Source organism: Halomonas sp. hl-4 (assembly GCF_900215475.1).
GTDB lineage: Bacteria > Pseudomonadota > Gammaproteobacteria > Pseudomonadales > Halomonadaceae > Vreelandella.
The window spans coordinates 3,918,727-3,932,684 of record NZ_LT907845.1 but is presented as its reverse complement, the minus strand read 5'-3'; the positions used below and the strand labels follow the sequence as shown (position 1 = coordinate 3,932,684).

The 13,958-nt window shown below is 55.6% G+C and carries 13 protein-coding genes; 2 read left to right on the top strand and 11 right to left on the bottom strand.

Annotated elements, in window-relative coordinates; genetic code table 11:
* Positions 1-13 precede the first annotated feature (13 nt).
* The 5 genes from CPH17_RS18370 to CPH17_RS18350 form a co-directional block, all read right to left on the bottom strand.
* A complete protein-coding gene (locus CPH17_RS18370; protein WP_096300751.1) occupies positions 14-1,093 on the bottom strand; it encodes an NAD(P)-dependent alcohol dehydrogenase in 1,080 nt (359 codons plus the stop codon).
* Positions 1,094-1,235: 142 nt separating this feature from the next.
* Complete coding sequence (locus tag CPH17_RS18365) at positions 1,236-1,421, bottom strand: CsbD family protein (RefSeq protein WP_096300750.1); 186 nt, start codon at positions 1,419-1,421, stop codon at positions 1,236-1,238.
* A gap of 114 nt (positions 1,422-1,535) precedes the next feature.
* Positions 1,536-2,624: a DUF2955 domain-containing protein gene (locus CPH17_RS18360; protein WP_096300749.1), complete on the bottom strand. Its 1,089-nt coding sequence runs from the start codon at positions 2,622-2,624 to the stop codon at positions 1,536-1,538.
* Between the two features lie 2 nt (positions 2,625-2,626).
* Entirely contained in the window at positions 2,627-3,688 is a 1,062-nt protein-coding gene (locus tag CPH17_RS18355; protein WP_096300748.1) for an HlyD family secretion protein, read from the bottom strand.
* 62 nt (positions 3,689-3,750) lie between these two features.
* Positions 3,751-4,671 carry an EamA family transporter gene (locus CPH17_RS18350; RefSeq protein ID WP_074395671.1) on the bottom strand — a complete coding sequence of 307 codons (921 nt, stop codon included), beginning with the start codon at positions 4,669-4,671 and terminating at the stop codon, positions 3,751-3,753.
* 169 nt (positions 4,672-4,840) lie between these two features.
* Between CPH17_RS18350 and CPH17_RS18345 the strand changes: the two genes are divergently transcribed.
* Together CPH17_RS18345 and pta are read left to right on the top strand one after the other, a co-directional pair.
* Entirely contained in the window at positions 4,841-6,025 is a 1,185-nt protein-coding gene (locus tag CPH17_RS18345) for an acetate/propionate family kinase (protein WP_096300747.1), read from the top strand.
* The gene (gene pta / locus CPH17_RS18340) at positions 6,022-8,205 is read left to right on the top strand and encodes a phosphate acetyltransferase (protein ID WP_096300746.1); all 2,184 of its coding nucleotides are present in this window, start codon (positions 6,022-6,024) and stop codon (positions 8,203-8,205) included. Before CPH17_RS18345 ends, pta begins: the two co-directional genes overlap by 4 nt.
* Positions 8,206-8,271: 66 nt before the next feature.
* Here pta and CPH17_RS18335 read toward each other — a convergent pair whose 3' ends face one another.
* From CPH17_RS18335 to cyoA, 6 genes are all read right to left on the bottom strand, one after another.
* Positions 8,272-8,877, bottom strand: a complete 606-nt coding sequence (locus tag CPH17_RS18335) for a Yip1 family protein (protein WP_074395668.1) — start codon at positions 8,875-8,877, stop codon at positions 8,272-8,274.
* 118 nt (positions 8,878-8,995) lie between these two features.
* The gene (cyoE, locus tag CPH17_RS18330) at positions 8,996-9,889 is read right to left on the bottom strand and encodes a heme o synthase (protein WP_082934205.1); all 894 of its coding nucleotides are present in this window, start codon (positions 9,887-9,889) and stop codon (positions 8,996-8,998) included.
* Positions 9,890-9,894: 5 nt separating this feature from the next.
* A complete protein-coding gene (cyoD, locus tag CPH17_RS18325; protein WP_074395666.1) occupies positions 9,895-10,212 on the bottom strand; it encodes a cytochrome o ubiquinol oxidase subunit IV in 318 nt (105 codons plus the stop codon).
* 1 nt (position 10,213) lies between these two features.
* Complete coding sequence (cyoC, locus tag CPH17_RS18320) at positions 10,214-10,834, bottom strand: cytochrome o ubiquinol oxidase subunit III (RefSeq protein WP_096300745.1); 621 nt, start codon at positions 10,832-10,834, stop codon at positions 10,214-10,216.
* A 2-nt stretch (positions 10,835-10,836) separates the two neighbouring features.
* Positions 10,837-12,876 carry a cytochrome o ubiquinol oxidase subunit I gene (gene cyoB, locus CPH17_RS18315; RefSeq protein WP_096300744.1) on the bottom strand — a complete coding sequence of 680 codons (2,040 nt, stop codon included), beginning with the start codon at positions 12,874-12,876 and terminating at the stop codon, positions 10,837-10,839.
* A gap of 3 nt (positions 12,877-12,879) precedes the next feature.
* On the bottom strand, positions 12,880-13,836 hold the full coding sequence (gene cyoA, locus CPH17_RS18310; protein WP_074395663.1) for a ubiquinol oxidase subunit II: 957 nt from the start codon (positions 13,834-13,836) through the stop codon (positions 12,880-12,882).
* Between the last annotated feature and the right edge of the window lie 122 nt (positions 13,837-13,958).

The following is a 13,958-nucleotide window of genomic DNA, read 5'->3' as shown; positions in this document are numbered from 1 at the left end:
CGGTGCCTGACACTCAGGAAACCTCGAGCGCTACTTTCAAGACGCCGTCGCGCTGATGAGAGAACAGGTCGTAGGCATCGACGATGTTCTCCAGCGCGTAGCGGTGGGTGACCATGGGGCCAAGATCCAACCGACCAGCGGCGATGATGCTCATCAGCCGTCGCATGCGCTCTTTGCCACCGGGGCACAGCGAGGTAATGATCTTGTGGTCACCAAGGCCCGCGCAGAAGGCACCCAGCGGAATCGTCAGGTCTTCAGAGTAAACGCCGAGGCTGGATAGCGTTCCGCCGGGTTTTAGTACGCGCAGGGCAGACTCGAAGGTCTGCTGCAGGCCGAGGGCTTCGATGGCAACGTCGACACCGCGCCCACCAGTGAGCTTGAGGATTTCATCCACTACGTCGACCTTACGGAAATCCAGCGTTACGTCGGCGCCCATCTGCTTGGCGATAGCCAAGCGTTCATCCACGCCGTCTACCGCAATGATCATCCCCGCGCCTCGCAGCCTCGCCCCCGCCGTAGCGCAAAGGCCAATCGGGCCTTGGGCGAAGACCACTACCGTGTCACCGATTTTGATACCCCCGGCTTCGGCACCGGCAAAGCCGGTCGACATAATATCTGGGCACATCAGCACTTGTTCGTCGGTCAGGCCATCCGGCACCGGCGAGAGATTGGCCTGGGCATCGGGCACCAACAGGTATTCTGCCTGTGCGCCGTCGATGGTATTGCCAAAGCGCCAGCCGCCCATCGGCTTGTAGCCGTGGCTATGGTGGCCGCCATCCTGCGAGGCGCAACCGTTCTGGCAGCCATAGGAGGTAAAGCTCGGGCAGATCGCCCCGGCGATCACCCGCTGGCCTTCCTGGTAGCCCTGAACGTTGGCGCCCAGCTTTTCGATAACGCCCACCGGCTCGTGGCCGATGGTCAGGCCGCGCTCCACCGGGTACTCGCCTTTGAGGATATGCACGTCGGTGCCGCAGATCGTCGTGGTGGTCACGCGCATCAAGGCATCATTGGGGCCGATCTCAGGAATGGGTTTGTCGTCAATCTCGATGCGGCCGGGCTCAACAAAAATGGCCGCTTTCATCATGGCAGGCATGGCGCGTCTCCTCTGTCGGGAAGTCGAAATTCCTCACCATTACGGCACAGAAGGCAACGCGCCATATTGCGCTGGATCAAGCTTCACGGTGTTAAACGTCAACAGGGGGCCGAAGCCCCCTGTTGGTGTCAATGTTATGCGGCTAGCGTTTTTTCTTTTGGTTCTCCTTGGCCTCACCCACGCCTTTTTGGATGCTGCCCTTTGCCTGTTGAGCCTTGCCTTTGGCTTCGGTCTTGCCGCTGCCGGTAGCTTTGCCCGCCGCTTCTTTCACTTTACCGGCAGCCTTGTTGGCAGTGCCTTTTGCTTTGTCTTCTTTACCATTTGCCATGACAAACACCTCTAATCCGTTAGTGGGGTAATACCACGCCTGTAGTGAATGCTTACTTCATGCGTGGGTTAGTCATCAGCGTAGTCGTTATCGGCAAAATTGCCTCAACTTCTTTTAGGCTGCTGCACTAGGTAAGCGTGTAGGCGCAAAGCGATTAAGAATGACGTGCAAGCACGCCATCACCAACAGCGTCACCAGCAGCGCTACGCTCATCGACGAAAAACGATAGAGCGCACTGTAAACGAGATCCTGCTGGGGCCCGAGGGACTGGCCAAATAAAATACCCAGCGTGGTTAGCCCGCCAAAGCCAATACCCGAACCGCCGCCTTCCAGAATATGCTCCCTTGCCAACAGCATAAGACCCAGCCAATAGAGCAGCATCACCAGTAAAAAATGATGGCTCTGGGTGTACAGCACCAGCTGCATGGCAAGCGCCAGATTGCAGCCCAATAGCGTGCCCACCGCGCGTTTGCCAGCAGATACTTTGGCACCGCCATAGCCCAGCGAGAACAGCACCAGAATGGTTGCCATCTGGGCCGACAGCGAGCCCTGCAAATCAAAAACCTGGAACACCACAAAGGAGAGCGTCGCGGTGATCCCGCCCATCAGGGTTTCATGGCGAATTTGCGCAGCGGGCTTTGCGCCTCTAGGCGGTGGGTTGCGAGGCTCTACATCGGGAAACAAGGTGTGCATCAGCATGGCAATCAACACGGCAAGCCCACTGGCGACCATATTGCTGGCCAGCAAATCGCTCAAATCAACGCTTGGGTAACTGGCAAAGTGCAGCAGAATACTCAGTGTGAGCACGCCGTTGGCCCCGAACAAAAATAGCGGGCCTTTGGCCATGAGATAAAAGCGAAACGAAAAGATCACCAGCACTACCAGCGTCATCACTAAGGGCATATGCTTGAGCAGCCCTACGACCAAACTGACTTCGAGCACATTGATCGAGACGTTAGCCAGAAATTGCCGCACGATATGGCCGTTCAAGATGGGTACCATGCCCAGCAGAAACATCGGAAACACGGTGAAGAACACGCCGTAATTCCAGCCCATCAACTGGCTGATAATAAAACCCAGCGAGCCTCCACCCGCGATTCGCAAGCATTGGCGCAGGCCGTTCTCCGTTAGCCCGGCGGGTCGCTGAGCAGTTGTCTCTATGGCGACAGCACGCTTGCGCCCCAAACGTTTATTGAACGCCATACTCAATACACCATATGAAGCCAGCTGATTAAACGCGCCTGCAGTGCAGCGAACGGTTTAGCCAGCAGATGATCTCCCGGCACCAACTGCACAGTGGCTCGAGCACCACTGGCTGGTAACGCAGGTAGTGATTTGTTTAGCTCTACGTGGAGGCGCAGACGCTGGGCATCGCGCACCCAGCGATCCGTTGTCGGGATATCCGCCAGTTGGCCGTTCGGGGCGATTTGACCTTCGCCAACGCCTGCATCAAAGGCGCTGACCTTGCCCTCAAACACCTGCCCCGGCCAGCCGTCCAGCACGACCTTGACCGAGTCGCCCAAGCTCACATGGCGGAGACTTTTTTCCCGGAAGTCGGCAATAATATCCATCTTATCAGCCACTAATGCCAACGCCGGCTGACCGGCCTGTACATAGTCGCCCGCCTGCAATTGTAGGTTGGTTATCACCCCGGACTCGGCCGCGCGGATGTTGGTATGCGCCATATCCAGCTGTGCTTTTTCCAGGGCATTATCTGCCTGGCGTAAGCGCAAATTGGCCTCGCCTTCTTCACCCAATTGCACTTCCAAACTTTCAATGTTTGCCTGGGCCGAGGCCACCGCCGACTGCGCCGTGTGCTCGGCGGCAACCTGCTGATCGTACTGCTGGCGAGAAAGACTCTGCCGTGCGAGCAGCGCTTCCCCACGACGACGTTCGCCGCGGCGTTCCTCTGCCGTCGCCTCTGCCGACATCAGGGAGGCACGCGCCGCGGCTAGTTCAGCTTTTAAGCGGGCATTGTCTTGCTGGGCTTGTTCGCGATCCAACTGTGCCTGTTGCAAGGCCACGCGAAAAGGCGCAGCGTCTAAGCGGAAAAGTACGTCCCCTTCTGCGACCTGTTGGTGGTCGTGCACCACAACTTCTTTAACAGGCGCGCTCAGCTCAGGCGCAATGCGCGTCACCGGGCGCATCACCCGCGCTTCCGGAGTGATGGGCATAAAGCTATCGGCGATGAGAAAATATAAAAATACAAGGAGAAAGGCGGCAATCGCCACCTTTACCCAGCGGGCAAAGCGTTGTTCGGGGGACATGCGGAACTCATTAGCGTGTTAATGACATCGCTAGCTTATCATTTAATTAGCACGCTAACAAATTACCGTTGTTTGGAGAGACTCAACACCACGATTCCACCCACAACCACCGCCCCACCGACTAACTGGCTAGGGCTGAGCATTTGGCCCAAGACGAAGTAACCAATCACTAACGAGGCGACGGGCTCGATGTTCATCACCGGTGCGTTGCGCGCCATATCCAGGCGGGGCACAAAAATAAACAACATCGAAAAGGCCGAACCGTACAACACTGCCAATAACGTAAGCCCAATCCAGCCTTGGCTGTTTTCCGGCAAGCTCATCCCTCCCGGGACCACGCCAGCTAAGCCGCCTATGATCATGGCAATGAACACGGTTTGCATCGTAAGCAAGCTGCGTAAGGTACTTCCTACCCCTGCCAGCCTATGCTCGGTGGTCCAAAGCGCGCAGGCGAAGGCAAACGCCGCCGTTAACCCAAAGCCGATACCCGCCAACCAGCCTGGGCCCATGCCCTCAGCACTGGCAAACCACGCGGGTATATCGAGCACCACAAGTAGGCCGATCAAAATTGTGCCCATTATAAGACAGCTGCGCAGCGTTGGTCGCGGCCCGCCTAATGCCCAACTGAGCAGCGCCAGTTGGATCGGGAAGGTGTTGACTAGCAGCAAGGCAATCACCACCGGCAACCGCGCTACGGCCGAGTACAAGCAAACGCTCTGCACCGTGATACAAAGCCCGACGGCGAGCTGCCACCGCCAAGTACCCGGCGGCAGCCAGAGACGCTTTTTTTGCGCGACCACCAAGCACAGCAGGATCAAACAGGCCACCCCGGAACGGGTCAGCACCGCCAGTAGCAGCCCGGTACCATTATCGAACGCTAACCTGGCCGAGACATGGTTGGCCGCGAACATCGTCGCCACCGTCATTAATAATAAGATAGCAAGATGGCGTGGAAGAAAAGACGGGAGCGCAGGGGGTTGCATAGTAACAGCGGGCTCTTTTTGGGATGATGGAAAGCAGTAACGGCAATACCTAGCATGCCGAGATTTTAGCTAGAAGGCTAACGAGATTTACGAACTGATGGTCAGTATTGCTACATGTTATACTAAGGTCTAACTTTTTACTTTATCTCTTTGTCGAAAAAGGCCCTTCATGAACGCATCGGTATTGGTCATTAACTGCGGCTCCTCCTCAATTAAATATGCCCTTATTGATGCAGACCCAAAGGCAGCACGTCTTGATGGCATTGCTGAACGCCTGGGCAGTCCCGAAGCACGCCTTAAAGGAAACGACAGCGCCGGTGAGCGTTTTACCAAGTCGTTGCCCGGCGTCGACCATGCCCAGGCAATAAGCGCCATTCTAGACTGTTTGGAAGGCCGCCGGCCTAATGCTGTTGGTCACCGTATTGTCCACGGGGGCGAGCATTTTACCCAGGCAGCCCTGATTGATGAGCACGTCATCACCGTCATTGAAAGTACCGCCGCCCTCGCGCCGTTACATAACCCGGCCAACCTGACCGGTATTACCGCCACTCAACAAGTCTTTCCCTCGCTTCCCCAGGTCGCCGTGTTTGATACCGCCTTTCATCAAACGCTGCCGCCGCGCGCCTACCGCTATGCACTGCCCGAGGCGCTTTACTCCGAGCACGGCATTCGCCGCTACGGCTTTCATGGCACCAGTCACGCCTTCGTTAGCCAGCGCGCCGGTGAACTGAGCGACCGGGGGGCTGGCGGCTGGCTGACCGCGCACCTGGGCAACGGCTGCTCGACCAGCGCCGTGTGGCAGAACCAAAGCCTGGATACCAGCATGGGATTAACACCATTGGAAGGGGTGGTAATGGGCACGCGCAGCGGCGATGTCGACCCCGGCCTGCACGCGCATTTGCATCGCCAGCTTGGCTGGTCGCTGGATGAAATCGACAAGGTACTGAATAAACAAAGCGGGCTACTGGGGCTTTCCGGCCTAACCAACGATATGCGTGAAATAGAACAGGCCGCCGCCCAGGGCCATACAGGCGCCACTCTGGCGCTGGAAGTATTCTGCTACCGTATTGCTAAATCACTGGCGGGGCTTTCCTGTGCGCTGCCCCAGTTGGATGGTGTCATTTTCACCGGCGGTATCGGTGAAAACTCACCACAGGTACGTCGCCAAGTAATTGGCCTGATGCCGCACTTCGGCGTTGCGCTGAATGACGCAGCCAACGAGGCCACGATTCGCGGTAAAGAAGGCAGGCTGGATAACCCTGATCACCAAGGGGCGCAGGTGTGGGTCATTCCCACGGATGAAGAAGGCCGTATCGCCATGGAAACCCGTCACTGTCTGGAGACTCACGCATGAACACGCCCGCTGATGCACCGCAGGCTATTTTACTGGTACCCACCAGCCAAGGAGCAGGCCTAACCTCCGCGTGCCTGGGGTTGATTCAAGCGCTGGACACCATTGGCCTTAAAGCAGGCTTTCTAAAGCCATTTATGCAAAAAGAGTTAAATGGCCCCGGGTTGGACCGCTCAACGGCGCTAGCTTCGCGTACATTAAATCAACGACCGCCCTCGCCTATTTCACAGGCCCGGCTTGAGCGCCTGTTGCGCGACAATCAAACCGACGAGTTGATGGAAAACGTGATCGAGCTTTACGATCAGGTCACCCAGCAGGCTTACCGGGACGGTAGCACCTTGGATTTGGTGGTGGTCGAAGGCGTGGTCCCCACCCAGTACACCACCTACGCCACCCAAACCAACACTCAGTTGGCTAATGCATTAAATGCACGCATTATTCTGGTGGGCACCGGCGATTTGGATGACCCTCAGCGGCTCGCCGAAGAGCTGGATATGCACGCAAGAAGCTTCGGCGGCGTTAGCTCCAGCCGCACACTGGGCGGCATTTTGATGCGTATGAAAAACCTGCCTTACGGCCAGGAAGACGATCTTTCCGCGGCACCAGGGACCATTAAACCCCAGTTGGAAGCCTCACTGCTCAACGAGCTACGCCGCTACTCGCCGTCGCTTGCCACGGATAAGTTTCATCTGATTGGCGTTGTCCCCTACAGCAATGCGCTCAGTGCACCGCGCACGCTGGACGTCGCCAGGGCGCTGAATGCGACGCTGCTGAACGAAGGCGAAGCCGCCAGCCGACGGGTGCTTTCCACCAGCCTTTGCGCCCGCAGTGCCGCCAATGCGTTGCATATTTTCAAGCCAGGTTGCCTGGTGGTCGCGTCTGGCGACCGCGACGATGTGGTGCTGGCCTCTGCACTTGCCACCATGAACGGTACCCGCCTGGCCGGTGTGCTGCTAACCAACGGCTTTATGCCCAACGACAATATGATTGAAATGTGTCGGCCTGCGCTAAAAACTGGCTTGCCGGTGCTGGCAGTCGACACCGACAGCCTGACCACCGCGCAAAACTTAAGCCAGTTAAGCAGTGAAATTCCCATGGATGATTTCGAGCGCGCCGAACAGGTCGCTCGCTATGTTGCTGCCCATATCGATTTAGACTGGCTAAAAACCAATCTTAGCCGTGGCTACACGCATCGGCTTTCGCCTTCCGCCTTTCGTCACCAGCTGGTCAAGCATGCTCAGCAAGCCAAAAAGCGCATCGTGCTGCCTGAAGGCGACGAACCAAGAACCATCGAAGCCGCGATTATTTGCCAGCGGCGCGGCATCGCTAATTGCGTACTGCTGGGTAATCGCAATGACATAGAAGATGTCGCCCGCAACCGGGGATTGACGCTACCGGAGGCGCTCACCATTATTGACCCGGAAAGCACCCGTGCGCATTACATCGCCCCCATGGTTAAGCGTCGACGCGGTAAGCTCAACGAGTTAACGGCTGAGGCCCAACTGCAGGATAACGTAGTACTTGGCACCATGATGCTTCAGTTGGATGAGGTCGACGGCTTGGTGTCAGGGGCCGTCCATACCACGGCCAACACCGTGCGACCCGCCTTCCAGTTGATCAAAACCGCACCGGAATACCGTCAGGTGTCGTCGATCTTCTTTATGCTGCTACCCGAACAAGTGGTGGTCTATGGTGATTGCGCAATAAATCCCGACCCTGACGCTGAAACGCTCGCCGAAATCGCTATACAAAGTGCCCACTCGGCACAAGCATTTGGAATCGAACCGCGGGTCGCAATGATCAGCTATTCAACGGGGGATTCGGGGACTGGTGCGGATGTCGATAAAGTGCGCGAAGCCACGCGCATCGCCAAACAGCGTGCGCCTGGCTTACTTATCGACGGTCCACTGCAATACGACGCCGCTGCCATCGAAAGTGTAGGCAAGCAAAAAGCGCCCGACTCACCGGTCGCCGGTAACGCAACGGTGTTTGTGTTTCCCGATCTGAATACGGGAAACACCACTTACAAGGCGGTTCAACGCAGCGCTAGGGTGGTAAGCGTCGGCCCAATGCTGCAAGGCTTGAATAAGCCCGTAAATGACTTATCACGCGGGGCATTGGTCGACGATATTGTCTATACCATCGCCCTGACCGCCATTCAGGCAAGCCAGCAAAACGCATAGTTCAAGCCGCTACCTCGCAGCATAGCGAGGTAGCGGTTTTAAGGAGCAGGACGCTAACGGCGTGGGCTAGGACAGGATACCGAGAATAATCTGCTCGCCGTAACCCCAGAGCAACACCGTCGCGGCCAGCAACATCTCAAGCACCAACACACCGATCGCCAGGGTGGCACTGGAAACGATAAACCCTTGCTCATCAGAAATATCCAGAAAGTTCGGAATTCCGACGTAGAGCAGATAACCCGACCAGCACAGCCCTATTACCCCGGCCAGCAGGCACAGCCATACAATGGGATAGAGGGCGACAATACCGCTAAGTAGCATGGGGGTTGCGACATAACCTGCAAATTTTACGCAGCGCCGACGATTTGGGGGGTCTACAAAGCGCTGGGCCATCCAATGGATAACGTTACCCATGAACAACACGGCCGCCAGAATGACCAGATAGAACACGATACCCGCATAAAATGCATCCAGCAGGTTAAGCTGAATGGTCCGCTCACCGCCAAGTCCCCAGCCGAACTGGGTAGTGCCGATAAAAGAGCAGACAACGGGGACAGCGCTGAGAATCAATACATGGTGAGCATAGAGGTGAAACACCGTTTCATGCTCGTCGTGCATCTGTTTCCATTCGCGTTGAGGATGGGCCATCAGACCCCAGACGTGTGTCAGCATGGGTACGTCTCCTACTGTCCTTATTATTCTAACCGACGGGATAGTCGATCAAACCCACGTCGGGCTTAAAGACAGTATAGACAGGAGCATTGCACTCCTGCCTAATTTCTGACGAAATTCATAACCAACGGTCTAACAACGGTGGTAACGACAGCAGGCTGGCATCCAGTGACATGGCAACGCTCAACACCGTGATCGCCAGGATTGAAACGCCAAACACGCGCTTAGCCCAACGGACTTCATCGCTACCGTGATAGCCCTGTACGGCCTGATAAAGCCAGTAGCTACCCATCACCAATGCTACGATCAGGTAGCCAACGCCAGCATAGCCGGCCAATACCAGCGCCAAGGATGCGGCAATAAACGCAATTATGTAGCCAAGAATATAGCGACGCGCTGACGCAATACCGCGTACCACCGGCAAGACCGGAATTGAAGCGGCGCGGTAATCTTCCATCCGGAAAATAGCAATCGCATAAGAATGCGGCATTTGCCAAAGACAGAAAATCAACAGTAGCGTTAAGGCCCCGGCGTCCAACTGGTTAGTTACGGCGCAATAACCCACCACTGGCGGTACTGCACCGGAAAGGCTACCCACCAAAGTGCCAAACTCAGAATGACGCTTCATATAGAGGCTATAGGCCCCTACATAAATAGCGTAACCAAAGCCTGCCAAAGCAACCGTCAACCCATTGGTACCTAGCGCCAACACGGCAAAGCCGGCAATACCCAGCAGCGTCGCAAAGCACAATGCCGCAAACGGTGTGATACGACCCTGTACCAAAGCCCGCGTACGCGTGCGGCTCATCACCGCATCAATGTCCCGATCAATCACGTTATTAAAGGCACAGCCTGACGCAATCACCAGCGCCAAGCCCACCACCGCGCTCAAAAACAGCAGCAAATCAAAATCGCCGCGGGCGGCTAAAAAATAGCCGCCCATGACTGAAATGGTATTACCACCGATGATACCCGGTTTGGTGAGGGCGAAATAATCGCCCATCTTTGCCATAAACGTTACCCGATGTGCAGATTGAGGTGCAGGTGATGCATGATCCACAACGAACCTCCAACAACCAGGCCGAGAATAATCAGGGTGAAGACGAAGGACATGAAGTTCCAACCTTCCTCTTGCTTAGTGTCCATGTGCATGAACATCACAAGCTGCACCAGAATCTGGGCTATGGCGGTTATAACAATCGTCCAAACGGTGGCATTCATGCTCAACGCACCACTCATTACCACCGAGAAGGGGATAATAGTGAGCACGATGGACAGAATGAGGCCTGTCACATACGACTTTACGCTGCCGTGTGAAGTGGGTGAATCATCCATATTACAGAACCCCCATCAGGTAGACGAATGAAAACACGCAAATCCAAACAATATCCAAGAAGTGCCAGAACAAGCTTAAGCATAGGATACGCGGACGTGTCATGTCGTTCAGACCCTTGGTACGCAATTGATAGAGTACTACCAGGATCCAAACCAGCCCGAAGGTTACGTGCAGACCGTGTGTGCCAACCAGTGTAAAGAAGGCAGATAAAAAGGCGCTGCGATCAGGCCCGTAGCCGAGATGAATGAGATGCTGGAACTCATAAATCTCCATGGCGATAAAGGCCGCCCCCAGCACGAAGGTGATCCAAAGCCATTTCTTGACCTTGTCAACCTTCTCGGCGGTCATTGCCAGCACCGCCATCCCATAGGTAAAACTACTGATCAACAGTGCAAATGTACCGGCCAGAATCAGCGGTAAATCAAAGATCTCGGAGCCGTCGGGTCCACCGGCCGTGCCCCGAAGGAGCACGGCAAAAGTTGCGAATAGTGTTCCGAAGATCACCAAATCGCTCATCAGGTAAACCCAGAAACCGAACACCTTGATGCTGCCGGTATCGTGGTGATCATGCGTCACTGGATGCGCGTGATCGTCGTGGTTACTTACTGCTTCGCTCGCCATGGTTACCCCTGCATCCGAACCTGTAGATGAGACGCTTCTTCGGGATTCTGCTTGACCCACTCCCGATACTCTTCGAGGCGTTGCTTATGCTCAGTCTCAATACGCTCGACTTCAGCCGCCGGCACGTAGTAATCGATATCGTCATTAGCTACGCGGGCGATAAAGGCAACAAACATACCGATACCACCGACAATCGCCAGCCACCAGATATGCCATACCAGGGCAAAACCAAAGATCATCGAGAACAGGCTGATCACTGGTCCAGCAATGGTGTTGCGCGGCATATGGATGTCCTGGTAAGGCCCAGTGCCAATTGCGTCACGACCTTCCTGCTTCTGGCGCCAGAAATCATCGATACCGCTGATTTTGGGCAGATGCGCGAAGTTATAGAAAGGCGCAGGCGAAGAGGTTGCCCACTCCAGGGTACGGCCATCCCAAGGGTCACCGCTCAAGTCTGCATACTTCATGCTATGACGATTCTTGATGCTGACCGCCACCATGATCAGTGTCGATAAGATACCCATCAGAATAATACAGGCACCGATAAAGGCGACGATCATCATTGGCTGCCATTCAGTGGCTTCGTAAGACTGCATGCGACGCACGGCCCCATCGAAGCTGAGCACGTAGAGCGGCATAAAGGCCATGAGGAAGCCGATCAACCAGCACCAGAAGCTGCGCTTGCCCCACTTTTCGTCGAGCTTGAAGCCAAACGCCTTCGGGAACCAGTAGTACATTCCCGCCATCATGCCGAAGACCACGCCGCCGATAATCACGTTGTGGAAGTGGGCGATAACGAACAGGCTGTTATGCAGCACAAAGTTAGCGGCTGGCACCGACAGCATCACACCGGTCATACCACCGATGGTAAAGACGATGATGAAACCGATGAGCCACAGCATGGGCACAGACAGCTCGATGCTGCCGCGATACATGGTGAACAGCCAGTTAAACACCTTCACACCCGTGGGGATGGCGATGATCATCGTCATGATGCCGAAGAAGGCATTGACGTTGGCCCCTGCACCCATGGTGAAGAAGTGGTGCAGCCATACGATGAAGGACAGCAGCGTAATCGCGACGGTCGCCCAGACCATGGTGGTATAGCCAAACAATCGCTTGCGGGCGTACGTCGCCACGACTTCAGAGAACACCCCGAAGGCCGGCAGAATCAGGATGTACACCTCAGGATGGCCCCAGGCCCAGATGAGGTTGACATACATCATCACGTTGCCGCCAAGATCGTTGGTGAAGAAGTTCATCCCCAAGTAACGATCAAGAGTCAGCAGCGCAATCGTCGCGGTCAGAATCGGGAACGACGCGATGATCAGCACGTTGGCGCACAGCGATGTCCACGTAAAGATCGGCATGCGGAACATCTTCATGCCCGGCGCACGCATTTTCAGGATCGTCACGAAGAAGTTGATACCCGTCAACGTGGTCCCTACCCCGGATATCTGCAACGCCCATATCCAGTAATCGACCCCGACCCCGGGACTGTACTCAATCCCCGAGAGAGGCGCGTAGGCCAACCAGCCGGTGGTACCAAACTCGCCGATAAACAGAGATAGGTTGACGATCATCGCACCAGATACAAACAACCAGAAGCTGAGGTTGTTCAGGAACGGGTAGGCAACGTCGCGGGCACCGATCTGTAGCGGCACGACCAGGTTCATCAAACCGATGACCATGGGCATGGCCACGAAGAAGATCATGATGACGCCGTGGGTCGTGAACAGCTGGTCGTAATGCTCCGGCGGCAGGAAGCCTTCTGCTCCGCCAGAGGCAATCGCCAGCTGGGCACGCATCATCAGCGCTTCACCAATACCGCGGACCAGCATCACCAGGGCCACGATGAAATACATGATCCCGATCTTTTTATGGTCGACCGAGGTTACCCACTCGCTCCACAGGTAGCCCCACTTGCGGTAGTAGGTAACGCCCCCTAACACTACCGCTCCGCCCAAGGCGGTCATGATCATGAGCGATACGATGATGGGATCGTAAAAGGGGATCGAGTCTAAACCGAGTTTTCCAAACATAGTTTACTCCGCTGCCTCCGCGTTCATCGCCATATCGCCGTCCTGCTCTTGATGATCGCTACTGGCATGTTTGTATCCGGTCTCATTAGGCAACACATCAACAGGCTCACCGCTGTGGTAAGTGTTGAGAATGTCGTCATAAAGGGTCGGCGATACTTCAGAGAAGTACTCGACCGGATGATTACGGCTTGGCTTTAACAACTCGAGATAGCCATCGTCGAAGCTTATCGAATCAGAGGACTCTCTCACTTCGTCCACCCACTCATCGAAGCCTTCATCAGAGGTCGCATGCGCTTCAAAGGTCATGCCAGAGAAGCCTGAACCGCTGTAGTTGGTGGAACGGCCTGGGTAAGTGCCTTCCTCATCAGCAACCAGATGAACGTCATTATCCATACCCGCCATGGCATAGATTTGACTGCCGAGATCAGGGATGAAGAACGAATTCATCACTGACGCAGAACTCACCCGGAACCGTATCGGCGTATCCGCGGGGAACGCCACCTCGTTGACCGTGGCAATGCCCTGCTCGGGATAGATGAACAGCCACTTCCAATCCATCGCTACAGCCTGGATTTCAAACGTCTCTTCGTCTTCCTCAGCAATGGACTTGTGCGGATCCAGGCTGTTCGAGGTATACCACGTCAACCCGGCAAGGAAGAGAACGATGACGCACGGAATCAGCCACACCACCACTTCGACCCAGGTGTTGTGAGCCCAATCAGGCGTGTAAGCAGCATTATGATTGCCGCGGCGATAACGCCAGGCAAAGAACAGCGTCATCCCGATAACGGGAAGCACGACGATCTGCATAATGCCAAAGGCTGTCAGAATCAGGGTGCGTTGCTCGGCGCCGATTTGACCCTTCGGGTCCATCAACGCCGAGCTACAACCACCCAGCAGTAAAAATAAAGAAAGCAGCAGTAGAAGACCTGCCGCTTTGGCGTAGAGGTTTTTTCTCATGTTACGACCTCGTCAGGGCTGGGAGGCAAACATTGTGAACAAGCTGCTAAGGTAGCAAGCCAACAAAGTCTCTTGAGCAAACGCAGCCGATAAGCAACCGCTTAACGTCGACGTCTGATCGC